Genomic DNA, 24,968 nt, shown 5'->3' with positions numbered 1-24,968 from the left:
GGGAAATGAAGCAGGCTCAACGGGACGTCTGCCGACGCTACGGTGCCGGGTTCGACGCGCCCGACATGTCTTGCAAGCTTGGTATTTCCGCCAGCGCACTGCGGGGCGAACAGCCGCTCAATGGGTTGCGTCATCCGCCCGAGAACGGAACGAATGGCTGGTACATCTGGGGAGGGGAAGAACTATCTGCCGATCCTGAATTCTTCATGCCTCTCCATGCCCATCATCTGCAGACGCTTTGTGTTTCTGTGCTGCCGTATCTCGCTCTGCCTCCGGGCTGGCGCTTTCTGATTGCGCCTCACCACGCGGATGTCTGGTGCGACGGCACACTTCTCAAGCGGCCTGATTAGGACCCGGTCTCCAGGCTCTGCCAGACTCGACCGACGACCGGGCGGCGGTTCTCCTTGGCGCGATAGAGGCGGATTTCGACGCTGACGTCCCAGCGAGGCTCGGCGGCCCTGACCAGGGAGCCACTTGCCAATTCGTCCGTCATCAGGCTCTCGGGAACCCAGGCAATGCCCCAGCCGGCTTCGGCCATGGCTTTCAATCCCACGGACATGCTGCCTTCGTGCACCCGTTGCGCCGGCGGCAGGTTCGGACTGACCAGCTCGTCGAGGAGTTGGCCGAAGAAGGACGACTTCTCGTAGCTGAGATGCGGGAAGGGCTTTGCCCCGCCTTCGAGCAGATGCATTGGCGCCCCTGTCTTGCTGGCGGCCGAGACAGGAAGGATGCGTTCGTGCCCCAGCACACGATGCTCGAAGGCCTGCGGGTCGAGCAGGTGCGGGACCTGGGTATGGGCGTAGGTGAGCAGGAAGTCGCATTCGCCGTCGACGAGCGAGTTGAGGTTCTCCTCCATGCTGCCGGAGTCCGGGCGAAGCCTCGAGAACAGTGGCCCGATCTTGGCGTTGACGCGGCTCATCCACTCCGGAAAGAAGGTGAAGGAGAGCGTGTGTAGCGCCGTCAGCTTGATCGTACGGGCGTCGGAACCCTCTTCCTGCTGGAGATTGCGCCGCGCCTGATAAAGCTGTTTCAGCGTTTCCTGTGCCACCGGCACGAATTTTGCACCGGCTTCGGTGAGGCGCGAAGGATAGGTCGCCCGATCGACGAGCGTCGCTCCCAGCCAGGCCTCCAATTGCCGGATGCGACGGCTGAAAGCGGATTGGGTCACGTGACGCTCGTCCGCCGCCTTGGAGAAGTTCAGCGTGCTGGCGAGCGCCAGGAAGTCTTCAAGCCATTTGATTTCCACGTCATGCACTCCGGAAGTCCAGTCCGCTCACTCGGTCGCCGGAGGGACAGGCTTCTTTGCGGCAGCGCTCGCGTGGCATCAAGAAAAATCAGGCGCGGCGACGATATTCGATCATGCGGGCGCGGCTTGACACCAGCTCGAGACGGTCAGCCCCAAGCAGATGCAGGCAGATGCGCTTGACCCACGGACCGTCGGTCAGGGTGAACAGGAAGCGGCCATTGCCGAGTGCGGTCAGTACCATGGCCTGGCGCACTGGGCCGATGCCCATAAGCACCGTGCCGTTTTCGACCGTGAATTCCGCGCCCTCGTCCGAGTGCCAGACGCCGGAAAGCGACGCTGGCACCGGCTCATGCGTCACTGCTGGAAGGAAGCGCCGAGCGGCATGGCCGACTTCGCCGACGAGGGCGGAACCATCCCGGCGAAGTCTCAGAGGGGACGATGCAGAACGTGACGAGGCCCAGCCGTCGCCGTCCTCATAGAGCGTCTCGTCGGCATCGAGATAGGTGCAGGTACTGCCCTTGACCTCGATCCACCAGGGACCGGTGTCCGTCACATAGAGACCGTCGCCGAGATCGGCCGCGATAGCCGGCAGCGTGAGCCCGGTGAGCGCCGCCATGCTTTCAAGCGCGATCTTGTAGCCGTTGGTGTCTTCGCGGTTGGAAACGACGACGAAGCCGGCGCGCGTTTCGGGGGCGAGCAGGAAGTAGGTCTTGTAGCCGGGGTGTGAGCCGCCGTGCCCGACGAATTCATGCGAGCCGAGCCGGGACTTGCGCAGGCCCAGGCCGTAGCCCGTCGGTCGCCCGTCGGCAAGGAACCGGGTCGCCTGCAATTTCTGCAGGAGACCTGCAAAGCGGCCTTCATCATCAAGCAGCGCCTGCAGCCAGGTGGCAAGCGCCCGGGCACTGCCGGTCAGGCTCCCCGACGCGGAAATGTGCAGGCCGGCAGCGGAAAGCTGCCAGCTTTCGCCCGAGTGCCAGTATCCGGGGACGAGGCCCTTCACCGGGTCGTTCCAGACGTCCGGTGCTTTCAGTGCGATACCGAGTGGCAGTGCGATCTCGCGCTGGACGAAATCGTCGAAGCGGAAGCCCTTGCGCTCCAGCGCCGCTTCGATGAGGCGATAGCCTGTGTTCGAATAGGAGACCTCGGTGCCGGCCGCGAAGTTCAGCCGTTCAAGGCGCGCGATGTAATCGAGCAGTGGTCGGGCCTTGGTTTCCGTGTAGACGGACAGGCCGAGCAACGACAGGCATTCGCGCGTATCCGGCAGGCCGCCGCTCATGTCGAGCGCCTGTCCCACGGTCACTTCGGCCAGCGGAGACCGCAATTCCGCAAGGTGTTGGCCCAGCGGATCGTCAAGACCAATGATGTCGGCATGGGCGAGCACCATCGCCGAAAAGACGTGCTTGGTGACGGAAGCGTAACGCACGACGCTGTCGGCGGTGAACGGTGCAAAGGTGGCGAGGCTCCCGACGCCGCCGGCATGCGAAAAGCGGATTCCAATTCCGTCGAAACCGATGACGGCGCCGCCCGGCTCGTCCGCCGCCCATTGTGCAGTCAGGCGTCGCGCTGTTTCTTCGGCGGCTTGCCAGTCCAGCGATGCCGGCTTCGTCATATCCATTCTCCGTCCCGCTCGCGGGGTTTCCTTGCGTGCATTTCTGACTAAGCACGTCAGCCGCATGGCTGCCAATTCCGATTCCGGCAGGGCCTATGCACGGTTTGCATTTGCCCAGCATGCCTGCACTGGGCTAGGCCGGCAGGGAAAAAGGGTGCGGTTCGCGCACCCAATGTCTATGGTCCGTCCGCGACTATCCATGAGTCGCGCATAGGACAACAGGTTGAGAAGGCGATCCAGAATTGGCGACGCAAGCGAAAATCCCGGTCTTTGATGGACATAACGACGTGCTGTCACGGCTTTGGCGCTCGCCGGGCGGCGCACCGGAACGCCGCTTTCTCGACGGCGTCGATACCGGGCACATCGATCTCGACAAGGCTCAGGCGGGCGGCCTTGCCGGCGGCCTTTGTGCCGTTTACGTCGCTTCGCCGGGCCTCGCCAAGGACGGCAGCGGCGACTTTGCGACGCCGGATCAGCAAACCGCCCTCGAGGCCACGCTCGGCATGGCGAGCCTGTTGATGCGGATCGAGCGCCAATCCGCGGGACGGCTGAAGATCTGCCGCACTGCTGCCGATATCCGCGACGCAATGGCCAAGGGTGCCTTTGCCTCGGTGCTGCACATCGAGGGCATCGAGGCCGTCGGTGCCGATCTCGACGCGCTCCATGTGCTCCATGCCGCCGGCCTGCGCACGCTTGGCCCCGTCTGGAGCCGGCCGAACATCTTTGCCTATGGCGTCCCTTTCCGTTTTCCCTCTTCGCCCGATATCGGTCCGGGCCTCAGCGAGGCCGGCAAGGATTTGGTGCGCGCCAGCAACGAACTGAAGATCATGCTCGATCTCTCGCACATGAACGAGCAGGGCTTCTGGGATATCGCTGCGCTGTCGCACGCGCCCCTGGTCGCCTCCCATTCCAACGTTCATGCGCTCTGCCCGCACAGCCGCAATCTGACGGACCGTCAGCTCGACGCGATCAAGGATACTGGCGGCCTCGCCGGCATCAATTTCGGCGTCCTGTTCCTGCGCGCGGACGGGACCAGGAACACGGATACGCCGCTCTCGCTCCTTGTCGACCACATCGACTATATCGTCGAGCGTATCGGTATCGACCATGTGGCGCTTGGCTCTGATTTCGACGGTACGGCCATTCCTGCTGCGATGCGCAGCGCAGCCGATCTGCCTCTGCTTGTCGACCAGCTGCGGACCCGTGGTTACGACGACGCAGCACTCGCCAAGATCTGCCACGGCAACTGGATCCGCGTGCTGGACACGACCTGGGGCGCGTGAACTCTATCCGGAGCCACGTGTTCTCAAGCGGCCGGGCGTTTCAAACGAAGATCGCTAGGCTCTTGACGCTGCCGGCAGGGCTTCGAGCAGCACGCTGATCGCCGCATCGACGACGGCTGTGCGGCGATCCCTGGCGAACAGCCCATATTGGACGGCAAGCGGCTTCGGGACGCCGGCGGAGGCGGGCAGCGCCCGCATCGTGCCCGCGCGCACGGCTTCTGGCGGAAGCAAGCCAATGCCGAGCCCGTTCTCGATTGCGGCTTGAAGCGCGGTGATGCTCTGGCTGGTGAAGGTGATCCGGTGGTCCCGCCCCTTATCCGCCAGCGTCTCGATCATGCGCCGGCGCCAGAGGCAGGGTGCTGCGAAGGCGACGAGGTCGATCGGCCTCGTCTCGTCGAATGCGTAGTCCGTGGCGCAGACCCATTGCAGGTCGACGTTCCATGTGGTGAGGGCGTCTGCCGTGACCACAGAGGTCGGCACCACCATGATATCGAGATCGCCTTCGGGCCACGTCCTTCCGAGCGCCACGCACTGCTCGACCACAACGTCGAGCCGGATCTCCGCATAGCCGCGCCGCAGCCGCCCGAGGGCTTCGGGCAGCGCCGTTGTCGCCACTTCCTCGGCAAGGCCGACCCGCACGCCACCGCTGAGATCGGCTTGTCGTAACCGCGCAGCGGCTTCGTCGCCGAGCGCCAGCATCCGCGTCGCATATCCCAGGAACAGTTCGCCCTCGGGTGTCGGCACGACACCACGGCCGGTGCGGTTGAAGAGTTGGCGGCCGAGCAGATCTTCGAGCCGTCGCATCTGCATGCTGAGCGCCGATTGGGTGCGGCCGGTCTGCGTGGCGACACGGTTCAAGCTGCCTTGTCGGCAGACCGCCACGAAGGCGCGCAGCAGGTCGATGCCGATCTGTTCAGATATCATATTTTTTGAACTCTGTTGTCGTTGATATCAGTCTACACGGGGGACTGCCGCGTGGCTATCTATCAGATGTGACCAGCGAGGCAGGCTCGAAACGGCGTCAGGCATATCGGCATCGACCGTCGGCCAGAGGCTGCCACGGCCAGCCAACTCAACCAGAGGACAAGATCCATGAAAGCAATCCGCGTGTATCAGCACGGCGGGCCTGACGTGCTCGCCTATGAAAACGTAGAACTCGGCGACCCTGGCCCCAGCGAGGTCCGGGTGCGCAACCGGGCAATCGGCGTCAACTTCGTCGACGTCTACCTGCGTAGCGGCGCCTACCCGCCGCCGCAACTGCCGTTTACTCCTGGCAAGGAGGGGGCGGGCGAGGTGATCTCGGTCGGGCCTGATGTCGCAGGCTTCAAGCCCGGCGATCGGGTCGCCTATGCCGAGGCGCTCGGCGCCTACGCACAAGAGCACAATGTGCCGGCCCATTTCCTCGTGCATCTGCCTGACGATATCGACTTCGAGACCGGTGCGGCAATGATGCTCAAAGGCCTGACGGCACAATATCTCCTGCGCCGGACGTTCCGCATTGAAGCTGGCCACACCGTCCTCGTCCATGCCGCCGCCGGCGGCGTCGGTCTCATCCTGACGCAATGGGCCAAGCACCTCGGTGCCACGGTCATAGGCACCGTCGGCTCACCGGAAAAAGGTGAGCTCGCGCGATCCAATGGCGCAGACCACGTGATCGATTACAGCAACGAGAACTTTGCCGCTCGGGTGCGCGAGATCACCGAAGGCCAAGGGGTCGACGTCGTCTACGACGGCATCGGCAAGGCGACGTTCGAGGGTTCGCTTGATAGCCTTCGCCCCTTCGGCCACTTTGTCAGTTTCGGCGCCGCCTCCGGCCCGATCCCGCCGTTCGACATCACGACGCTGGCACGCAAGGGCTCGCTCTACGCCACCTGGCCGCTATTGCCGAACCATCTGGCGCGGCGCGAGGACGTGCTTGTAATGAGCACGGATCTCTTCGACGTCGTCACCAGCGGCGCGGTCAAGATCCCCGTCCACGCCCGCCTGCCGCTTTCGCAGGCATCCGAGGCGCATCGCCGGCTCGAGGGACGCCAGACGACCGGTGCCATGGTACTGTTGCCCTAACGCTTGGAGGCTCGACAGCTCGGGCGCCCCTGAAGGTCATGTCTTGCTGGTGGCGCTCAGCCGGTTGTCGGCCCGCGTCACCGCAAGGCTGTCGGCAGGACTTCCCGACGGATCCCCGTCGCCGAACACATCCATGGTGCAGGTGTGCAGAATGGTGGTGGGCTCGCTCGTGTGGTTCCACATCGTGTGGGTACGGACAGAAGGGAAATGGGCGGAATCGCCGGCTTCCAGCACCATGCGTTCACCGTCCACTTCCAATGTCAAAGCCCCCTGGAGAATGAAGAAGATCTCTTCGCCCTCGTGCGACATCGGTTCGCTGCGATGGCCCGGCGGTTCGTGGATGATGGTGCTTCTGAGTACGTTGCCGGGGAAGGAGGCGGAGATCCGCTCATAAGAGACCGCGTTGCTGCGTTCTCCGCCGAGCCCATAGATCGGCCTGTGTTCGCGGCGGGTGAACGGTGTCGCCACCTTTGGCGGATTGAGGAAGCTTCCGGCCTCGACCTTCAGCGTTCGGCAGACGGCGATCAGCGAGGTCAGCGAGGGAACGGTGATGCCGCGTTCGATCTGTGAAATGAAGCCGACGGAAAAGCCAGCCTCGTCGGCGACCTCCTGAAGGGTCATCTTCAGCGTCTTGCGTCGTTGGCGCAGGCGATCGCCGAGCGACGGCGCCTCTGCCTCGCCGGTAGATGCGCCGCTGACATGTTCCGTCGTCACTGTCTGTCCCCTTCTCGTCTCTCCTCAAGCTAGGGTGCGGTCCGATTTCCTGTCAATCGATTTTAGATATCCTAAAAATCGCGATGACAGCGGGAGCCGGAGACGGCGAAGGGGGAAACTCTTGGCGGGTGGTCGCAGAGAGGAGCAGCGAGCGCCGTGCTGCCGTCTCAGGAATTGCCGCGCGGTTGCTCCACCATCGCCGCGACGATCCGGCGCACGACGGGAAGAACCACGAGCAGGCTCGGGAACGCGACGAGCCAGGAAAACACCCAGGCCTTGAGCCACAGCGACAGAAGACCCGGCTGAAGGCCGCTGCCGCTGGCCGTCGATACGAAGGAGACGATGGCGGACATCAGGACAGAAAGGACCAGTGGCATGACGATTGCCTGGTACCGGTGCGGAAGCTTTCTGGGCATAGGGGTGAACTCCGGGCGTTTGAAGGGAAGGGTTATGGATTACCGCCGACCGGAACGGGTCCGGACGGCGCATGTTGCCGGGCTTGCGCCAACTCACGGATGAAGTCTTCGAGGCTGCGGGGTTCGCGCTGAAGCGTCGCGCGGAGTGTCAGGCTGTTTCCGCCGAGGCCGACATCCGCGTAGTGGGCGTGCACCTTGGCCAGCAGTTCCAGTTGGTGGTCGGTGTACTTGGCGCGGATCGGTTTCGCCCATTCGTGAAAGCCGATGTTTCCGGCAAGAACCGGTCGCCCGAGTGCTTCGCTCATCATGCGGGCGATCTCCTCGCGATTGTGCCGACCTTCGGCGGAGAGTTCGAGCGTCGCATGGGCGAGGCGATCCTCGGTGAGTGCAATTGCCGCCACCTCGGCGACGTCCCGGTAGTCGACCCGGGCGATGCGCGTCGTCGTCGGGAACGGCTCGGCGAAGGTGCCGGTTGCAAGCACACTTGGCCAGGCCGGGCGGAGGTTCTGCATGAAATTCGCCGGATGCAGGATGGTGTATTCGAGCGGTGACGAATAGAGCGCGTCCTCCACCGGGATCTTCGCCGCATGGTTCTTCAGCCGCACATGGGTCGGCTGGATGACCGAGGAAAAGACGAACTTCCTGACACCGGCGCGCACGGCGGCTTCGACCATCGACACGCCCATCGCCGCTTCGTCAGGCGCGAAGGCGGGTCCGATGTGAAAGACGCCGGCAGCGCCCTCAAGTGCTTGATCGAGGCTCCCGCGCTCACGCAAATCGCCGATCGCGATCTCGGATGCACCAAGGGATTTCGCAAGGCCGCCATGTGCTTCGTCGCGGATCAGGGCACGAACTCTTGCACCGCGCCGCGCCAGTTCCGGAACAACGAGGCCCGCGAAACGACCGCGGGTTCATCTGGGCCTGCCTTTCGTGCCGTCGCGAAGTGATGAGCTCAAGCTAGTGACACAGAAGAAAGCGGACAATCGGCGTGGAATGTGATTTATTATCCCGGAAAACGGGATTATTGCATGGGCCGCATCGAAGACCTGGAAGCCTTTCTGGCGATCGTCGAACAGGGCAGCCTGACGGCTGCCGCGAAACGGCTGGGGCGACCGCTCCAGACGGTCAGTCGGTCGCTCGCCATGCTCGAGGCCGATGTCGGCGTTGAACTGGTGCATCGCACCACCCGCCGCTCGATGCCGAGCGAGGCGGGTGAGAGCTTCTATCAACGCGTCAAGCCGGCGGTGGAGGAGATCCGCGAGGCGCGCGCGGAAGCGGCGCAACGCCGGTCCGAACCGTCAGGCGTACTGCGCCTTGGGGCGCCCAATCTGTTTGCGCCGCGGTTCCTGATGCCAATCATCGCGGAGTACATGGCGAAGTATCCTGAGGTCGAGGTGGACCTCGACCTTTCCGACGCCTTCGTCGATCTTGCCGGAAGCGGCCTCGATATGGTGGTTCGGATCGGAGATCTCGCGGATTCGGGACTGACAGGCAAACGCCTTGGCGCGCTTCGCCGCGTCGTCTTCGGCTCTCCCGCCTACTTCGCCCACTTTGGCCGGCCCTCGCATCCGCTGGAACTGGCTGAGCACAGTTGTGTCACGCGGACCGGCGACGAGCGACCCGGTGTCTGGATGTTCACCATCGACGGCCGGGCTCGCGCGGTCAAAGTGACCGGCGCGCTTCGCACCAACGCGATGAACGCGATCTATTCGGCGGTGGAGGAGGGGCTCGGTGTCGGCTACTCGCCGCTCTGGCAAATCAAGCACCTGATCGACGCCGGCAAGGTCGAAATCGTGCTTGAAGACTTTGAGCCTGTTCCGGTGCCGATCCACGCGCTCTGGCTGGAGGGACGGAGCCCTTCGGCAAAGATCCGTTGCTTCCTCGATCTGCTCGGCGAACGGTTGAAGCTCGACCGCCTGTAGGGCGGGGGCAGTTGCCCGCACCCCGCCTCGATCTGTGAAGCGACTACTTCGCGAACTTTTTGGCGCCGGCGACGCACAGCACGATCGCGCCGGTGGTCGCAAGCATGGCCCAGCTCACAGGCTCTCCCAGCAGCGTTGCCGCAAGTGCCAGGCCGAAGAAGGGCTGCAGAAGCTGTAGCTGGCCGACGCCGGCGACGCCGCCAAGTGCGAGACCGCGGTACCAAAAGACGAAACCGATCAGCATGCTGAAGATCGACACATAGGCGAGGCCGGTCCAAGCGCCCTGGGTGACCGTTGCAAAGGAGGGAGGTAGTGTGAAGAGCGTGAGGGCGAGCATGATCGGCAGCGACAGAACCAGCGCCCAGCAGATGACCTGCCAACCGCCAAGCTTGCGTGAAAGGCTGGCGCCTTCGGCATAGCCAAGGCCGCAGACGATGATGGCGCCGAGCATCAGCAGGTCGCCGATGGGGGAGGCGGCGAAGCCTTGCACCAGCGCGAAGCCGACGACCGCCGCACTGCCGAGGGAAGAGAAGAGCCAGAAGGCCGGGCGCGGCCGTTCGCCGGCGCGCAGCACGCCGAAGATCGCCGTTGCCAGCGGCAGCAATCCGACGAAGACGATCAGATGTGCCGAGGTGACGTGCTGCAAGGCCAGGGCGGTAAGCAGCGGGAAACCGAGCACGACGCCGAAGGCGACGATTGCCAGCGAAACGAGGTCGGCCCGTGCCGGGCGGGGCTGGCGGAAGATGAGGAGCAGCAGGAGTCCAAGCAGGCCGGCGATTGCCGCGCGCGCCACCGTCAGGAATACCGGATCGAAGTCCATCACCGCGACGCGTGTCGCAGGCAATGATCCGCTGAAGATCAGTACCCCGAGAAAACCACTCACCCAACCGTCTGCCGACTTGTCCATAACATTCTCCTTTTTCGTCTGTATCGGCGGGAGAGGGTGGTCTTGCCAGAGACAATGCAGTACAGTTTCTCAAAACTGTAATGGATAATCGGGCAGTACGGATGACGGTGCAGGAGCTTGGGATCGGCAGCGAAACGCTGCTCGAAGGTGTGATGGCGACGATCCGGCAGCGGATCTCGGGGCGCGTTCTCACACCCGGCGCCAAGCTTCCGTCGATCCGCGCCTTCGCCAAGACGATGCGCGTTTCAAAGTCGACCGTCGTCGAGGCCTATGAGCGGCTGGTGGCCGAAGGCGTCATTCGCTCGAAACCGGGCGCGGGCTTCTTCGTCGCCGCACCACTGGCGCCCTTGTCGCTGGCCGAGATCGGGCCGCGGCTCGACCGGGCCGTCGATCCGCTCTGGGTATCGCGTCAGGCGCTGGAAACGGGCGACAATGTGCTGAAACCGGGCTGTGGCTGGCTGCCGCCGAGCTGGATGCCCGAGGTCGCAATTCGCCGTGCGCTCAAATCCGCAGCCAAACTGGAGGCGAGCGGGCTGACGGACTACGGAGCGCCGCTTGGCCATCGGCCCTTGCGCCAGCTTCTGGCACGACGTCTCGGCGAGCACGGCGTCGAGGCGGCGCCCGATCAGATCATCCTGACGGAATCGGGAACACAGGCGATCGACCTTCTCTGTCGCTTCCTGCTCGAGCCCGGCGATACGGTCGTGGTCGACGATCCATGCTACTTCAATTTCCATGCGCTTCTGCGCGCCCACAGGGCCGAGGTGGTGAGCGTGCCCTATACGCCCTCGGGGCCTGATCTCGAAAAATTCGCCGAGGTGGTAGCGGCGCATCGGCCGCGCCTCTACATCACCAATTCCGCGGTCCACAATCCGACCGGCGCCACGCTTTCGCCTGTCGTCGCCCATCGGTTGCTCAAGCTTGCCGAACAGGCGGGGCTCACGATTGTCGAGGATGACATCTTCGCGGATTTCGAGCATGCGCCGGCGCCACGGCTCGCCGCCTTCGACGGGCTGGATCGTGTTGTGGAGATCGGCAGTTTTTCCAAAACCCTCTCGGCCTCTATACGCTGTGGCTTCATTGCCGCGCCGCGCGATTGGATCGAAGGGCTGATCGACCTGAAGATCGCCACGACTTTCGGCGGGCCAAGCCTGGCAGCAGAGCTGGTTTTCTCGATGCTCAAGGATGGCAGCTATCGCAAGCACATGGATGTGTTGCGCCAGCGCCTGGCGCGCGCCATGAGCGAGACGGCGGCGCGGCTCGGCGATATTGGCATTGAGCCATGGATCGAGCCGCAGGCCGGGATGTTCCTCTGGTGCCACTTGCCGGAAGGCATCGATGCGGCCGACGTGGCGCAGATGGCGCTGCAGCAGGAGATCGTGCTGGCGCCGGGCAACGTCTTTTCCCATGCCGGCACCGCCAACGGCTTCGTGCGCTTCAACGTCTCCCAATGCGAGGATGAGCGGCTTTTCAAGGTTCTGCCCTTGATCATGCGCCAATGCGGTGTCGCGCGAGCCGGGTGAGCACACCGGTGTGCTGAAGGCGATTGCTCGTTTTAGAGGCAATCGCCGGCGGTTAGAGGTAGAGGGGCGTTGATCTCAGCCTTGCCATTCTGCTTTGCTGCGGAGTCGGGCAGGTTTTGCCTATTTTTTGCGCAAATCGCTTCTTCCTTGCGCTGTCGCGTCTGTTCGCTCCTGCTCCTGCCTGCTGCCAAAGGCAAATTTCTCTGGGTTTTCGGCGTTGAATCCGAGTTGGCACGATTAATGCTTCTTAACAGGCATCGGTCGTCGGGCAGCCGATCTGGATTGCCCAGCCGCTTCGGAACCAAGCCATTCCTGGCGTCATGTGAGAGAACGAAATGACAAAGTTTAAGCTCGAATACATCTGGCTCGACGGTTACAAGCCGACCCCGAACCTGCGCGGCAAGACCCTGATCAAGGAATTCGACGCTTTCCCGACGCTTGAGCAGCTTCCTTTCTGGGGCTTTGACGGTTCCTCGACGATGCAGGCCGAAGGCAGCAGCTCCGATTGCGTGCTGAAGCCGGTTGCCGTCTATCCGGACCCGGAGCGCAAGAACGGCGTTCTGGTTCTCTGCGAAGTCATGATGCCCGATGCCAAGACGCCGCATCCCTCGAACACCCGCGCTTCGATCCTCGATGACGATGGCGCCTGGTTCGGCTTCGAGCAGGAGTACTTCTTCTACCAGAACGGCCGCCCGCTCGGTTTCCCGGATGCCGGCTACCCGGCACCGCAGGGCCCCTACTATTGCGGCGTCGGCTTCAGCAATGTCGGCGACGTTGCCCGCAAGATCGTCGAAGAGCACCTCGACATCTGCCTGGCTGCCGGGATCAACCATGAAGGCATCAACGCCGAAGTGGCCAAGGGCCAGTGGGAATTCCAGGTGTTCGGCAAGGGCTCGCGTAAGGCCGCCGACGAAATCTGGCTCGCACGCTACCTCTTGCAGCGCCTGACGGAAAAATACGGCATCGACGTCGAATACCACTGCAAGCCGCTCGGCGACACCGACTGGAACGGCTCGGGCATGCACGCGAACTTCTCGACCGCTTACATGCGCGAAGTCGGCGGCAAGGAATACTTCGAAAATCTGATGGCTGCCTTTGCCGAAGCCCGCGCCGACCACATCGCCGTCTACGGCCCGGACAACCACATGCGTCTGACCGGTAAGCATGAGACCGCCTCGATCCACCAGTTCAGCTACGGCGTGGCTGACCGCGGTGCTTCGATCCGCGTTCCGCACAGCTTCGTCAACAACGACTACAAGGGTTATCTGGAAGACCGCCGCCCGAACTCCAAGGGCGACCCCTACCAGATCGCTTCGCAGATCCTGAAGACGATCTCCACGGTCCCGACGGACGTCGAAAAGCGCGAAGCCGCCTGATTTTCAAGGCCCGGCGGCTACGAGGGCGCCGGGCCGAAATCGACGGGGTTGCGCTTTTCGCGCCCAACAAAAAACGCCCCGCGGTCTGCGGGGCGTTTTTTTGTCGGTCGATTGGCGGTTCAGGCCGCGCGCACGAAATGATCGGGTTCCACTTCGCGGATCGTCTCCTGCGTTGCCGCCGAACGGCGCCGTGTCTCGTCGGCCTCAGAGGCGTTGACCTGCACATTCGGATCGTCGAAGCGGATGTCCGGGTCCGGCACGGCTGAAAGCAGCAGTTTGGTGTAGGGGTGCGCCGGGTTGTCGATGACCTTGCCGGTATTGCCCCATTCGACGATCTGGCCTGAATACATCACGGCGATATCCTCGGCGACATAGCGGGCGGTCGCGATGTCGTGGGTGATATAGAGCAGGCCGAGGTTCATTTCCCGCTTCATTTCGCTGAGCAGGTTCAAGACGCCGAGCCTGACGGAGACGTCGAGCATCGAGGTCGGTTCGTCGGCGACGATGACCTCGGGCTTGACTGCCAGTGCCCGCGCTATGTTGACGCGCTGGCGCTGGCCGCCCGACAGCTCGTGCGGGTATCTCGGTGCGACGATATCAGGATCGAGCTTCACCTGCCTGAGCAGCGCCTTGATCTCCTCGGCGATGGCGGCGCCCTTGAGCTCCGGGCGATGCAGCATCAACGGACGCTTCAGGTGGTAGGCGATCGTGTGGGCCGGATTGAGCGAGGCAAAGGGATCCTGGAAGATCATCTGTACCGAGCGGCGATAGTCGGCGATCTCTTTCGCTCCGGCCGCATCAACGGGCTTGCCCTTGAACAGCAGCCGCCCTTCGCTCGGCTCGTATTCGCGCATGGCGATGCGGGCGCAGGTGGTCTTGCCGCTGCCGGATTCGCCGACGACGGCGAGTGCTCGTCCGGCATGGAGCGAAAACGATATGGAGCGTGCAGCACGCACGGCGCCCGGTCCATTGCCGAAGGTCTTGCTGACCTTTTCGAGGGTCAGAATGGGGGATGTCGCGGTCATCGAAGAACGCCTCCGTGCAGCGAGGGGAAGGAGGCCCAGAGCTTCTTGGTATAGTCGTGCTCCGGCGTCCGGTAGATGGCGTCGGCGGTGCCCTGCTCGACCAGCTTGCCGCCGAGCATGATGCCGATGCGGTCGCAGAACTGCACCATCAGCCCGAGGTCGTGGGTGATGAAGAGCACAGCGAAGCCGAGCTTGCGCCGGAGCTCGTTGATCCGCTGCAGGATTTCGCGCTGGACGACGACGTCGAGCGCCGTCGTCGGCTCGTCCATGACGATCAGGCGCGGATCGAGCGCCAGGCAGATGGCAATGACGATGCGCTGGCGCATGCCACCCGAGAACTGGTGCGGATAGTCGCGCATGCGGTCCGGCGCGATGTCGACGAGCTTGAGCATTTCCGCGGTGCGGTCGCGTGCAGCGGCCCGGCTCATTCCCTTGTGCGTCTTCAACACGTCGTAGAACTGCTGCTCGATGCGAAGCACCGGGTTCAGCGAGTTCATCGCGCTCTGGAACACCATCGCCACCTCGCGCCAACGAAAGTCGGCAAGGCCCTGCTGATCGAGATCGAGTACATTGCGGCCGTCGAGCAGAATGGCGCTTTCCTTGCGGATCAACGCCGGCGGCTTGTGCAGCCGGCTGATGGCAAAGGCGATCGTGCTCTTGCCGCAGCCGCTTTCGCCGGCAAGGCCGAAGACTTCACCGGGGGCAACGTCGAAGCTGACATCATCGACGGCGCGGAAGTCGTCGGTTTCGCCGATGTAGTCGATGGTCAGGTTCCTGACCGAAAGCAGAGGCGCGGTCACAGGCGGCCCTCCCCGGAGCGGATTAGGGCCGACCAGCGGCCGAGCCGGTTGCCGGTGCGAAGCCGCGGATTGGCGATCTCGTCGACGGCGAAGTTGAGCAGCGACAGGCCGATGCCGAGGAAGGCGAGCGCAAAGCATGGCGTCAGGATGTCCCACCAGGCGCCGACCGAAAGCGCCGAGGCCTTCTGCGCGCCATAGAGCATGGTGCCCCAGGAAACGACCTTGGGGTCGCCGAGGCCGAGGAACTCCAGCGTCGCCTGGGTGATGATCGCAAAGATCACGCTGCCGATGAAGTTGATGCCGACGATCGAGATCAGGTTGGGGAAGATCTCGAAGGTCATGATGCGCCAGCGCGGCTCGCCCATCATCTCGGCGGATTTCACATAGTCCTTCTGCTTGACCGAGAGCGTCTCGGCGCGGGTGACGCGCGCTCCCCAGGCCCAGGAGGTGCCGCCGAGAATGAGGGCGATCACCCAGGGGCTCGCCTGGCCGATGAAGGCGGCAAGCACGAGCAGCAGCGGCAGGTTGGGCACGACGAGCACCATGTTGGTGAAGAAGCTGATGACTTCATCCAACTTGCCGCCCCGATAGCCGGCGATGATGCCAAGCGCGGTACCGACCGCGGTGATCAGGAGGCCAGCACCGAAGCCGACGGCAAGCGAGGTGCGGGCGCCATAGAGAAGGCGGGCAAAGACGTCCTGGCCAATACGGGTGGTTCCGACCAATGCTCCCAGGACGGCGCCTGGTGCGGCCGGCCGACGCGGGCGCTCGGGTCATAGGACGTCAACAGCGGAGCGGCGATCGCCACAGCCAAGATGAAGGCGACGATCAGCGCGCCGACCATGGCCTTGCGGTTGCGGATGAGCGGGAAGAAGGATTTCTTCATATCACGCCCTCTTCAGTCGCGGGTCAAGCAGCACGTAGCTGACATCGACGATGAAGTTGGCGATGAGCATGGTGGCGGTCATGATCAGAAGCTGTCCCTGGATGACGGGGTAGTCGCGGGCGAGGATCGCCTGGTAGAGGATGTTGCCGAGGCCCGGATAGTTGAACACCACCTCGGTCACCAGCGAGCCGCCGAGCACGGTGCCGATGGCGATCGCAAGGCTCGACACGGTCGGCAGCAGCGCGTTGCGCGCCGCATACCAGAGCATCACGCGGGTGTCGGAAAGACCCTTGGCGCGGGCCATGACGATATAGTCTTCGCCGAGCAGGTTGATCATGTTGTTGCGCATGGTCACGGCGAAGCCGCCGGTGAGCACCGCGCAGAGCGTCAGCATCGGCAGGATGCCGTGATAGGCGACGCTGCCGAGATATTGGAGCGAGAAGGCCGGATCGAGCGCCGGATCGGCGGCATAACCGGTCGGGAACCAGCCGAGCGTGAAGCCGAAGGTGAAGACGACGATCAGAGAGGTGACGACGGCCGGGACCGAGGTCGCAAAGATCGCGCCGACGGAAACGATGACGTCAAACAGGCTGCCGCGCCGCCAGGCGGCGAGAATGCCAAGGAAGGTGCCGAGCGCGAAGCTCACGATCGTGGCCGTGCCCATCAGGCCGACAGTCCAGATGAGGGCATTGCCGAGCACCGTCGTCACCGGCAGCGGGAAATACTTGATCGAGCGGCCGAGATCGCCGCTGAAGATGCTGCCGAGATAGGTGAGGTATTGCTGCCAGAGCGGGCCGTCGACGAAGCCGAAGGTGAGTTTCAGGGCCTGCAGGCTTTCGGGCGGCAGCTCGGCGCCGGCGCTCGAAAACATGATCTGTACCGGATCGCCGGGCATCAGCCGCGGCAGGAAGAAGTTGATCGTCGCAGCTGCGACGAAGGCCGCCAGGTAGAAGCACAGGCGGCGTAGCAGAAAGGCCATCGGGAACTCCATCGACTGCGGCCGCCGCAGGTGGGCGTCAGGCGGCAGGGCTGTCTTCTTGTCGGACCGCCTGGCTGGGGCAAAGCCAGGACGATCGCGTGGCGGACGAACGACGTCCGCCACTGTTGCCGGATCAAGACAAGGCGCCCTCCCGGAGTATCGTCCGTGAGAGCGCCGCGTCTGCGATCGGGTTACTTCACCGGTTCAAGCGCCAGAAGGTGCAGGAGGCGCGCCGGGTTGTTGCGGGTGATCGACGGGTTGACGAAGGGGTTTTCCGCCGTCGCCCAGCCCTTGAAGCGCTTGGTGTTGTACTGGTACCAGTTCGGGTTGTTGAACACCGGCATCATGGGCATGTTCTCGGCGACGATGCGCTGGGCCTTGTTCATCGCTTCCTTCTGCTTGGCCGGGTCAGCCGTCTGAGTGAACTCCGTCAACAGAGCCTCGACCTCCGGATTGAACCAGCGCTGCGAGGTGAAGCGGGTCTTGCCCTTGTCGCTTGAGCTGAAGGCGCGCTTGTAGGGATAGTAGGGCGAGGCCGATGCCGGCAGGCTGTTGATCGCCGCGTCGAAGGTGCCGTTGATCAGGTTGCCGGTCCAGACGGCTTCTTCGGGCGTCTCGATCTTGGCGTCGAGGCCGACGGCCTGCAGGCCTTCGACCGCGATCGTCACGGTGTCGATCCAGTCGGTCCAGGAGCTCGGAACGATGATCGAGAAGGAGATCTTGCTGCCGTCCGGATTGTCACGGAAGCCGTCGCCGTCCTTGTCGGCATAACCGGCTTCGTCGAGCAGCGCCTTGGCGGCATCGGCATCGTACTTGCCGTACTTGCCGAACTCCGCAGCGACCGACGGATCGGCCCAGCTCTTGTAGAGCTCGCCCATGCCGGCCGGGTCTTCGTTGAGCGTCGGATAGCCGTAGCCGGCGACATCAACCATGGTGCCGCGGTCGAGCGCCATCGAGGCGGCCCGGCGGAACTTCACGTCGTTGAAGGCCTTGCGGTTGTTTTCGTTGGCGGTCTCCTGGTTGAACAGGAAGGCGACCATGCTGCTCGGCGAATACCAGAAATGGAAGTGTTCCGGATCCTTGGCGACATAGACGTTCTCGATATCCGGGATGAAGGAGACGCCCCAGTCGAGCGTGCCCGACGCGGTCGCCGTCAGGATCTGGTTATTGTCGGCAAGCTGCGGGAAGCGCACGCAGTCGATCTTGAGCGTTGCGGCGTCCCAATAATGCGGGTTGCGGCACTGGTCATAGGTCTGGCCGGTGAAGCGCGGAATCTCGGTCAGCGGGCCACTGCCGACAGGCGTTTCGTTGGCGAAGGTCACCGGCTCGGCAATGTCCTTCCAGACATGCTCGGGAACGATCGGCAGCTGTGCCAGCTGCTCGGCGGCAAGCGAGCTCGGATTGGCAAGCGTGAAGCGGACGGTCTGAGCATCGACCGCCTCGACGCCGGTGATGAAGGTCCAGATGCTGACGAAGTCGAGCGCCGGGAACTTCTTCAGGTAGTCGTAGGTGAACTTGACGTCTGCAGCCGTCAACGGCTTGCCGTCGGACCACTTCAGGTTCGGCCGGAGCTTGAACTCGATCGACTTCAGATCATCGGCGAGCTTGAAGCTTTCGGCAAGGCGGAAGGCCGGCTTGTTGCCGTCGAAGCGGTTGAAGACGACCAGCGGCTCGTAGATGAAGTCGAGCGTGCTCTGGCGCGCCGAGGTCTGGTTGAACGGGTTGAAGTTGCGCACCCAGGTGGTCGCCGGCTCGATGTTGGCGGTGAGCACGGTTTGGGCTGCGGCCGGGCCGGCGATGAGGGCGAGCGCGGTGGCTGCGCCGAGTATGGATTTCTTCACGGTAGTTCCCCTTTGATTTCCAAGGATTTCTTGTCTTTTCAGGCAACGAGGGCGCTGTTGAAAATGTCCTCGACTTCGGCATGGGCTGCGCGCACGTCGACCTTCAGCGTGCCGAGGCGCGCCTTGCCGGCTTCGATGCGATTCAGCGCGGCCGCGGTCAGCGGCCTTGCCGCCTTGGCGGCAGCTTCGCTTTCGGCGAGCGTGCCGTGGCTGTGGAGCGCAATGTCGGAACCGGCGTCGAGCACCTGGCGGACGCGTTCCGGCAGTGCGCCGCGCAGCGATTCCATGAAGATGCAGTCGGAAACGAGGACGCCGTCGTAACCCATGTTGTTGCGGATCACGTCGTGCATGACCGGCGAGATCGATGCGGGCAGATCCTTGTCGAAGGCGGAGTAAACGACGTGGGCAACCATGGCCCAGGGCGTGTCGCGAAGTGCGACGAAGGGCTTGAAGTCGGTGGCGGTCAGCGTTTCGCGCGAGGCATCGACAACCGGCCGTTCCTTGTGCGAATCGAGCGTCGCGCGGCCATGGCCGGGGATATGCTTCATGACCGGCATGTTGCCGGTCTCAAGCAGGCCATCGACCACTTCGCGGCCAAGGGCTGCGACGAAATCCGGATCGGCGCCGAAGGAGCGGGCGCCGATGACCGAGCTCGTTGTTGCGAAAACCAGGTCGAGCACCGGCGAGCACCCGCTCGTGAGACCAAGTTCGCTCATCATCGTGCCCATGGCCTGGCTCGAAAGGCGAAGCGCCTTCTTGCCGAGCGCAAAATCGTGGCGCGCGAGTTCGGCGAATTCGCCGAACGAGCGGAAAAGCGGCCAGGGACCGGCGTCGAGATGCTGTACACGACCGCCTTCCTGGTCGGTGAAGACGGGCGCATCTTCGCGGCCGACCGCTTCGCGGAAGCGCTCGATCAGCGCCCTTGTCTGTGCGGGTTCGCGCTGGTTGCGGCGGCCGACGAAGAGCCCAAGCGGATTGGTCTCGCGGAACAGCGCGAACTCGTCGTCAGAAAGCGTGGGATTGGGTATGCCGACAAAGAGGGCAAGCGGGGTCGAGGACATTGGGAGGCTCCGATCGTGGAAATTACTTGGAAGGGCGGCGCAGCATGCCCTGGTAGATCCCCTTGTCGGGGGCGGGGATCGACACGGCGCCGACGGTCTTTGCATAGAAGTCGACCGGGCCGGCATCGCCGATGAAGGCATAGGCGTGGCCGAGCGTCTTCATGGTATCGAGGCAGTCGGAAAGCAGCGCGACGCCGATGCCCTTGCCGCGGCTTGCGCCATCGACACCGGTCGGGCCGAAAAAGCCGGGAGCCGTCGTATCATAGCAGGCAAAGCCGACCAGCTTGCCGTCGTCTACGGCTACGAGGCACGCCACGGGGCGGCGCGTGAAGGCGACCGTCACCTCGCTTGCCCAGTTCTCGCTAAAATTCTCGCGCACCCAGTCGACGACCAGGCCCATTTCCGGGGGCAAGGCGGGCCGGATGGTCACCCTGTCGGTTTCGGTTCTGCGCTTGAGTTCGCCGAGGATCGGCGCATACAAGCTCACCAGCATGTCAGGCATATGCTCCTCCACATATTCCCTTATTAAGGAATTGCTGCCTTTGTAATGCAATAGATGGAGCCAAGCTGACCGGCTTGTCAATCGCCAATCGTCAGTTTCGGGGTGGTATCCTCTTTTCGCGCGATCAAACGTCGACCGATGAAACGTTCCAACGAGTGCCGTGCGGGTGCGCGCGCCGGTCTGTCTCGGGTGCACGGGGGCTGCGACGGAGGCGGCCAACGGGCGCCCTAAAACAGCGAACAAAGCGCGCCTCTCGCCGGAATTGCACGTTTGTACAACTTTGTTCTTGAGTTGTTCGAAATATATCTTGATTTACAAAAACACTAAGTGTCGATATTCGTGCGCTCATAAAGTGCATGCTTAAGAAGAACTCGCCAGTTTCGAGCGCGACCAAGTATTTCCTGAGTAGAAAAGTATCGTTTTCCTGGGTGGTGCGAAGAATCGTGGCGTGCTGCCTCTTTGGCTACTCCGCCGGGCGCGTCAGGATAAATAGCGCAGGAAGCGCCATCGACGCCGCGACGATCGCGGCGAGCGTCAGGCTGGGATTGCCGAAGAAAACGAAGAGGCCGAAGCTCGCGGCCATCAGACTGACCGCACCGGTTTTGGCGCGCTTGGAGATCGCGCCCCTTTCACGCCATAGCCGCAGCGAGGCCCCGAAGACGCGGTGGTTGAGCAGCCATTGCTCCAATCGCGGAGACGCGCGCGCGAAGAGTCCCGCTGCCAGAAGCAGGAACGGGGTTGTCGGCAGGACGGGGAGGAAGGCGCCGATGACACCCAGCCCGACCATCAGCCATGCGAGGCATAGACAGAGGATGCGAAGGGCCGGGTTCACGTGATGGCTCCAGATGGCGTCATGCTTCCGAGGTCTCGACGGATGCCGCCGCGGACGGTTCGCTCGGCGGCCAGCGGCGCAGTGCCTCGATCCCCAGCTCCGTCAGGGCGTAGATGCCACGGTCAATCCGCTCGAACCAACCATAGACATTGCTGAGCAGGATCTTGGCGGCGTCCGGTGCGACTGCGCGAAGGTCGCGCGGGCGCAGCTGACCGTTTTGCAGCGCGGCGGCACAGGCGAGCGCCTGTTGCCGGTAGGCGGTCATGATCGGCGAGCGCGTGGCGCCACCGGCAGTCGGGTCGCCCTTGCGGCGGCGGTGCTCGCTGATCAGCCGTGACCGCTTCCTGTTGTTCTTGCGGGGCATTACCGCGGAGGCTGCAAGAATGACGTCGACCATGCCGTTGTCGGCAACGGCCAGCATACCGAATCCGAGCCTGCGGCAGAGATCGCGGAAACGGCGATCGCTCTCCCGTCCCTTGCCCTTGGCCGAGACGCGCGCGGCGATCCATACCTCGTCGCCGGCTGTTGCCCGGTCGACGGCCTGCAGGATCAGTTCCAGATTGAAGCTCAGCTTGAGTTCGCAGATGACGACGAGCGGCGGCTCGTCATCGCCGAGCGCCACCATGTCGCAGCCGCCGATCTCGCCCTTGACGCTGTAGCCACGAGTTTCGAGAAAGGTCTTGATCGGCTGATAGAGGGTCGTCTCCAAACCCGGGTATCCTGTTCTGGTCGAAATCGGGGAGGCTTAAGCAGTGACGGATCACTGCGGAAAGAGACTAGCAGATAACGCCGATCGTCGGACTTGTCATCACGTTGCAGCAGGAAGGCGGGCTGACTGCGTTGCTCCCGGGGCCGTGCCGATGCAGTAGCAAGCTTGCTTCGTCCTAACCTTGTGTTGTGCTATCATTCTCGAATGGACGCCCTCTTCGGAGGCGTCGGGCATGCGAGGTTTTGACGACGGATGTTGCGTTACCTCACGCTGTTGTTTGTTTTGATCTCATCATTCGCGTTTCCAGCTTCGCCGCGGGCCGAAAACGATCGGGCCGCCTTGGTGCTGCATGTCAACGGCGCGATCGGCCCGGCAACGGCCGAGTATATCAAGCGTGGCCTGACGAAGGCGGAAGAGCGCCGGCTGCCTCTGGTGATCTTGCAGATGGATACGCCTGGAGGTCTCGACACGTCGATGCGCGAGATCATCCGCGCGATCCTTGCTTCGCCCGTGCCCGTTGCGAGCTACGTCGCACCGAGCGGCGCGCGTGCGGCGAGCGCCGGCACCTATATCCTCTATGCGAGCCACATAGCGGCGATGGCACCGGGAACAAATCTCGGTGCGGCGACGCCGATTGCGATCGGCGGCGACATGTTCGGTCAGGGCGGAGAAGGCGATGCCGGCAAGGACGACAGCAAGCAGCCGGCGGCACAAAGCGCCGCCGAGGCGAAGCTCGTCAATGACGCCGTGGCCTATATCCGCGGATTGGCAGAGTTGCGTGGGCGCAATGCCGACTGGGCCGAAAAGGCGGTGCGCGAGGCTGCAAGTCTCTCGGCCGAGGCGGCCGTCAGGGAGAAGGCCGTCGATTTCACCGCCACCACCATCGCTGATCTGCTGAAGCAGGCAAATGGGCGCACGGCCCGCGTCGGACAGCAGGAGATCGTGCTCGACACGGCAGGGCTTGCTGCCGAGGATTTCGTGCCCGACTGGCGGACAAAGCTGCTTTCGGTCATCACCGATCCCAACATAGCGGTCATCCTGATGATGATCGGCATTTACGGCTTGATCTTCGAGTTTCTCTCGCCCGGGTCGGTGGCGCCGGGCACGGTCGGCGGCATCAGCCTGCTGCTCGGGCTCTATGCGCTTTCGGTGCTGCCGGTCAGCTACGCCGGCATCGGGCTGATCCTGCTTGGGATCGGACTGATGGTTGCGGAGGCGCATTCGCCATCCTTCGGCGTGCTCGGCGCCGGCGGCAGCGTTTCACTCGTTCTGGGCGCGGCAATCCTCTTCGACACGGATACGCCGGGTCTTGCGGTCTCCTGGTCCGTGCTGGCAGCGCTTGCCGCCGCAAGCCTCGGCTTCAGCCTGCTGGTCGCGCGGTTGGCCTTTAGCTCACGCCACCACGCCGTGGTGACCGGCGGTGAACAGATGATTGGTCTTGCGGGCAAGGTCGACAGTTGGACAGGGGCCGCCGGCTACGTGATTGCCCATGGTGAACGTTGGCAGGCCGTCAGCACGGAAACGCTGTCGAGGGGTGAGGATGTGAAGGTTGTAGGGCGGAACGGACTGACGCTCGAAGTGGTGCGCGACGGTCAGAAGGCATAGCGCGCCGCGGGTCCTGTGTACGCAGGCGAAAGCGTACGGAATGGAGGAATGTCATGGACATGTTTGGGAGCCTTGCTCCTTTTGCCGCGTTGCTGGTGCTCATCATCCTCGTTATCGCCTATTCGATCCGAATCCTGCGCGAATACGAGCGCGGGGTGGTCTTCACGCTCGGCCGGTTTACCGGCGTCAAGGGACCAGGCCTGATCCTGCTGGTGCCCTATGTGCAGCAGATGGTGCGGGTCGATCTCAGGACCCGGGTGCTGGACGTGCCGAGCCAGGACGTCATTTCCCATGACAACGTTTCGGTGCGCGTCAGCGCCGTCATCTACTTTCGGGTCATCGATGCGGAAAAATCGACCATCCAGGTCGAAGATTTCATGATGGCGACCAGCCAACTGGCTCAGACGACCCTGCGGTCAGTGCTCGGTAAACACGATCTCGACGAGATGCTGGCCGAGCGCGACCGGCTGAACGAGGACATCCAGAAGATCCTCGACAGCCAGACGGATGCCTGGGGCATCAAGGTGGCGACGGTGGAAATCAAACATGTCGACATCAACGAGAGCATGATCCGCGCGATCGCCCGCCAGGCCGAGGCCGAACGCGAACGGCGCGCGAAGGTGATCAATGCCGAGGGCGAGCAGCAGGCTGCGGCCAAGCTGCTCGAGGCTGCCGAGATCCTGTCCAAGCAGCCTCAGGCCATGCAACTTCGCTATCTGAGCACGTTGAATGTCATTGCGGGCGAGAAGAATTCGACTGTCATCTTCCCGTTCCCCATGGAGCTCGGCGGCCTGCTGGGCTTCAAGTCCGACAAGCCGGCCGGTTAGACGCCAGAGTGATCAGGCTGCCTTGTCGAGCCTGGCGACGTTCATGAGATCGTCGACTGCGCCCGGCGCGGCAGCGAGCACCGGGGCCCAATGCGTCAGTGCTTCGCCGCGGGTCGGGAAAGGCAATGTCCAGCCGCCGGCTTCGTTCACCAGGCAGTACCCGCCGAGGCAGTCCCAGGCATGCATGTAGGGCTCGTAGTAACCGACGAGGCGACCGGCGGCGACATAGGCGATCATCAGCGCACCGGAGCCGTTGCGCATGAAGTTGCCGCCATTCGAAAGCAGGCGCTCGACGATGGCGCCCATCTCGCCGGGTTTCACCTGATCGTTGGCGCCAAGTCCGGTGACGGCGTTGCGGATCGTGCGCGTGCCGTCGAGGCGAAGCACCTTGCCGTTCAGCGTTGCGCCCCGGCCCGTCGCCGCCGCATAGACTTCCTGGTGGCAGGGGGCGTGGATGACGCCGATGACGGGCTTTTCCGCATGCACCACGGCGATCGAGACGCACCAGTTCGGCATGCCGTTGACGAAAGGCGTGGTACCGTCGATCGGATCCAGCACCCAGGTGAAGCCGGAGGTGCCGTCGAGAAGACCATGCTCCTCGCCAAGCACGCCGTCTTCCGGAAACGCTGCGGCGATCTTTTCGCGAATCAGGGTCTCGACGTTGCGATCGGCGATCGAGACGACGTCATGCGCGTCGCGCTTCGTTTCGATGACAAGCGTATCCCGCTTGAGGAAATAATCGTAGGCGAGCCGGCCGGCCTCCTCGGCCATGGATTTGGCAAGCGCGAACCGGGCGTCGAGGCCGGCAATTTCAGCAGTCATGCAAGTGTCCTTCTCGTAT

24 protein-coding genes and 1 pseudogene are annotated in these 24,968 nt (G+C 63.5%); 8 read left to right on the top strand and 17 right to left on the bottom strand.

From position 1 onward, the window contains the following. Nucleotides 1-5 precede the first annotated feature (5 nt). Nucleotides 6-350 carry an immunity protein Imm33 domain-containing protein gene (locus PWG15_RS29470; RefSeq protein WP_275025075.1) on the top strand — a complete coding sequence of 115 codons (345 nt, stop codon included), beginning with the start codon at nucleotides 6-8 and terminating at the stop codon, nucleotides 348-350. On the opposite strand, the gene PWG15_RS29465 is transcribed toward PWG15_RS29470, so the two are convergent. Beyond that, nucleotides 347-1,246, bottom strand: a complete 900-nt coding sequence (locus tag PWG15_RS29465; protein ID WP_275025074.1) for a LysR family transcriptional regulator — start codon at nucleotides 1,244-1,246, stop codon at nucleotides 347-349. The genes PWG15_RS29470 and PWG15_RS29465 overlap by 4 nt on opposite strands. A gap of 88 nt (nucleotides 1,247-1,334) precedes the next feature. After that, nucleotides 1,335-2,855 (bottom strand): serine hydrolase domain-containing protein, encoded by a 1,521-nt coding sequence (locus PWG15_RS29460; protein ID WP_275025073.1) that lies wholly within the window; start codon nucleotides 2,853-2,855, stop codon nucleotides 1,335-1,337. 242 nt (nucleotides 2,856-3,097) lie between these two features. Here PWG15_RS29460 and PWG15_RS29455 point away from each other — a divergent pair, with 242 nt between their 5' ends. Then, nucleotides 3,098-4,138: a dipeptidase gene (locus PWG15_RS29455; RefSeq protein ID WP_275025072.1), complete on the top strand. Its 1,041-nt coding sequence runs from the start codon at nucleotides 3,098-3,100 to the stop codon at nucleotides 4,136-4,138. A 54-nt stretch (nucleotides 4,139-4,192) separates the two neighbouring features. Here the strand turns inward: PWG15_RS29455 and PWG15_RS29450 are convergent, their stop codons facing one another. Further along, entirely contained in the window at nucleotides 4,193-5,062 is an 870-nt protein-coding gene (locus PWG15_RS29450) for a LysR family transcriptional regulator (RefSeq protein ID WP_275025071.1), read from the bottom strand. A 168-nt stretch (nucleotides 5,063-5,230) separates the two neighbouring features. On the opposite strand from PWG15_RS29450, the gene PWG15_RS29445 reads away from it, so the two are divergent. Continuing rightward, the gene (locus tag PWG15_RS29445; protein WP_275025070.1) at nucleotides 5,231-6,202 is read left to right on the top strand and encodes a quinone oxidoreductase family protein; all 972 of its coding nucleotides are present in this window, start codon (nucleotides 5,231-5,233) and stop codon (nucleotides 6,200-6,202) included. A gap of 36 nt (nucleotides 6,203-6,238) precedes the next feature. Here the strand turns inward: PWG15_RS29445 and PWG15_RS29440 are convergent, their stop codons facing one another. From PWG15_RS29440 to PWG15_RS29430, 3 genes are all read right to left on the bottom strand, one after another. Beyond that, nucleotides 6,239-6,916, bottom strand: coding sequence for a helix-turn-helix domain-containing protein (locus PWG15_RS29440; RefSeq protein ID WP_275025069.1), 678 nt, complete (start codon nucleotides 6,914-6,916; stop codon nucleotides 6,239-6,241). 167 nt (nucleotides 6,917-7,083) lie between these two features. After that, the gene (locus PWG15_RS29435) at nucleotides 7,084-7,332 is read right to left on the bottom strand and encodes a DUF2798 domain-containing protein (protein WP_275025068.1); all 249 of its coding nucleotides are present in this window, start codon (nucleotides 7,330-7,332) and stop codon (nucleotides 7,084-7,086) included. A gap of 32 nt (nucleotides 7,333-7,364) precedes the next feature. Next, nucleotides 7,365-8,207 (bottom strand): NmrA family NAD(P)-binding protein, encoded by an 843-nt coding sequence (locus tag PWG15_RS29430; protein ID WP_275027256.1) that lies wholly within the window; start codon nucleotides 8,205-8,207, stop codon nucleotides 7,365-7,367. A 153-nt stretch (nucleotides 8,208-8,360) separates the two neighbouring features. Between PWG15_RS29430 and PWG15_RS29425 the strand changes: the two genes are divergently transcribed. Further along, nucleotides 8,361-9,254 (top strand): LysR family transcriptional regulator, encoded by an 894-nt coding sequence (locus PWG15_RS29425; RefSeq protein ID WP_275025067.1) that lies wholly within the window; start codon nucleotides 8,361-8,363, stop codon nucleotides 9,252-9,254. A gap of 43 nt (nucleotides 9,255-9,297) precedes the next feature. On the opposite strand, the gene PWG15_RS29420 is transcribed toward PWG15_RS29425, so the two are convergent. Further along, nucleotides 9,298-10,161 (bottom strand): DMT family transporter, encoded by an 864-nt coding sequence (locus PWG15_RS29420; RefSeq protein ID WP_275025065.1) that lies wholly within the window; start codon nucleotides 10,159-10,161, stop codon nucleotides 9,298-9,300. Nucleotides 10,162-10,241: 80 nt separating this feature from the next. Here PWG15_RS29420 and PWG15_RS29415 point away from each other — a divergent pair, with 80 nt between their 5' ends. Together PWG15_RS29415 and PWG15_RS29410 are read left to right on the top strand one after the other, a co-directional pair. After that, the gene (locus tag PWG15_RS29415; RefSeq protein WP_275025063.1) at nucleotides 10,242-11,684 is read left to right on the top strand and encodes an aminotransferase-like domain-containing protein; all 1,443 of its coding nucleotides are present in this window, start codon (nucleotides 10,242-10,244) and stop codon (nucleotides 11,682-11,684) included. A gap of 335 nt (nucleotides 11,685-12,019) precedes the next feature. After that, nucleotides 12,020-13,060: a glutamine synthetase beta-grasp domain-containing protein gene (locus PWG15_RS29410; protein WP_275025061.1), complete on the top strand. Its 1,041-nt coding sequence runs from the start codon at nucleotides 12,020-12,022 to the stop codon at nucleotides 13,058-13,060. A gap of 119 nt (nucleotides 13,061-13,179) precedes the next feature. On the opposite strand, the gene PWG15_RS29405 is transcribed toward PWG15_RS29410, so the two are convergent. From PWG15_RS29405 to PWG15_RS29365, 9 genes and pseudogenes are all read right to left on the bottom strand, one after another. After that, nucleotides 13,180-14,085 carry an ABC transporter ATP-binding protein gene (locus PWG15_RS29405; RefSeq protein ID WP_275025060.1) on the bottom strand — a complete coding sequence of 302 codons (906 nt, stop codon included), beginning with the start codon at nucleotides 14,083-14,085 and terminating at the stop codon, nucleotides 13,180-13,182. After that, nucleotides 14,082-14,885 (bottom strand): ABC transporter ATP-binding protein, encoded by an 804-nt coding sequence (locus PWG15_RS29400; protein WP_275025058.1) that lies wholly within the window; start codon nucleotides 14,883-14,885, stop codon nucleotides 14,082-14,084. The genes PWG15_RS29405 and PWG15_RS29400 overlap by 4 nt, the downstream gene beginning before the upstream one ends. Next, nucleotides 14,882-15,771: pseudogene (locus tag PWG15_RS29395) on the bottom strand (ABC transporter permease). The gene PWG15_RS29400 and the pseudogene PWG15_RS29395 overlap by 4 nt, the downstream one beginning before the upstream one ends. Before the next feature lies 1 nt (nucleotide 15,772). Further along, nucleotides 15,773-16,750: an ABC transporter permease gene (locus PWG15_RS29390; RefSeq protein WP_275025057.1), complete on the bottom strand. Its 978-nt coding sequence runs from the start codon at nucleotides 16,748-16,750 to the stop codon at nucleotides 15,773-15,775. A 191-nt stretch (nucleotides 16,751-16,941) separates the two neighbouring features. After that, nucleotides 16,942-18,591 carry an ABC transporter substrate-binding protein gene (locus tag PWG15_RS29385; RefSeq protein WP_275025056.1) on the bottom strand — a complete coding sequence of 550 codons (1,650 nt, stop codon included), beginning with the start codon at nucleotides 18,589-18,591 and terminating at the stop codon, nucleotides 16,942-16,944. A gap of 38 nt (nucleotides 18,592-18,629) precedes the next feature. Continuing rightward, entirely contained in the window at nucleotides 18,630-19,652 is a 1,023-nt protein-coding gene (locus PWG15_RS29380; protein ID WP_275025055.1) for a glycoside hydrolase family 3 N-terminal domain-containing protein, read from the bottom strand. A gap of 22 nt (nucleotides 19,653-19,674) precedes the next feature. After that, nucleotides 19,675-20,154 carry a GNAT family N-acetyltransferase gene (locus tag PWG15_RS29375; protein WP_275025054.1) on the bottom strand — a complete coding sequence of 160 codons (480 nt, stop codon included), beginning with the start codon at nucleotides 20,152-20,154 and terminating at the stop codon, nucleotides 19,675-19,677. Nucleotides 20,155-20,617: 463 nt separating this feature from the next. Continuing rightward, nucleotides 20,618-20,941 carry a YbaN family protein gene (locus tag PWG15_RS29370; protein ID WP_275027255.1) on the bottom strand — a complete coding sequence of 108 codons (324 nt, stop codon included), beginning with the start codon at nucleotides 20,939-20,941 and terminating at the stop codon, nucleotides 20,618-20,620. A 64-nt stretch (nucleotides 20,942-21,005) separates the two neighbouring features. Beyond that, a complete protein-coding gene (locus tag PWG15_RS29365) occupies nucleotides 21,006-21,695 on the bottom strand; it encodes a DUF2161 domain-containing phosphodiesterase (RefSeq protein WP_275025052.1) in 690 nt (229 codons plus the stop codon). Nucleotides 21,696-21,947: 252 nt separating this feature from the next. Between PWG15_RS29365 and PWG15_RS29360 the strand changes: the two genes are divergently transcribed. Together PWG15_RS29360 and PWG15_RS29355 are read left to right on the top strand one after the other, a co-directional pair. Beyond that, complete coding sequence (locus tag PWG15_RS29360) at nucleotides 21,948-23,300, top strand: NfeD family protein (RefSeq protein ID WP_275025050.1); 1,353 nt, start codon at nucleotides 21,948-21,950, stop codon at nucleotides 23,298-23,300. 53 nt (nucleotides 23,301-23,353) lie between these two features. Further along, nucleotides 23,354-24,127, top strand: coding sequence for a slipin family protein (locus PWG15_RS29355; RefSeq protein ID WP_275025049.1), 774 nt, complete (start codon nucleotides 23,354-23,356; stop codon nucleotides 24,125-24,127). 12 nt (nucleotides 24,128-24,139) lie between these two features. Here the strand turns inward: PWG15_RS29355 and PWG15_RS29350 are convergent, their stop codons facing one another. Then, nucleotides 24,140-24,949 carry an inositol monophosphatase family protein gene (locus PWG15_RS29350; protein ID WP_275025048.1) on the bottom strand — a complete coding sequence of 270 codons (810 nt, stop codon included), beginning with the start codon at nucleotides 24,947-24,949 and terminating at the stop codon, nucleotides 24,140-24,142. Nucleotides 24,950-24,968: the final 19 nt, after the last annotated feature.

Source organism: Ensifer adhaerens (genome assembly GCF_028993555.1).
In the GTDB taxonomy this organism is placed as follows: domain Bacteria; phylum Pseudomonadota; class Alphaproteobacteria; order Rhizobiales; family Rhizobiaceae; genus Ensifer; species Ensifer adhaerens_I.
This window is presented reverse-complemented; position numbering and strand designations above follow the sequence as displayed.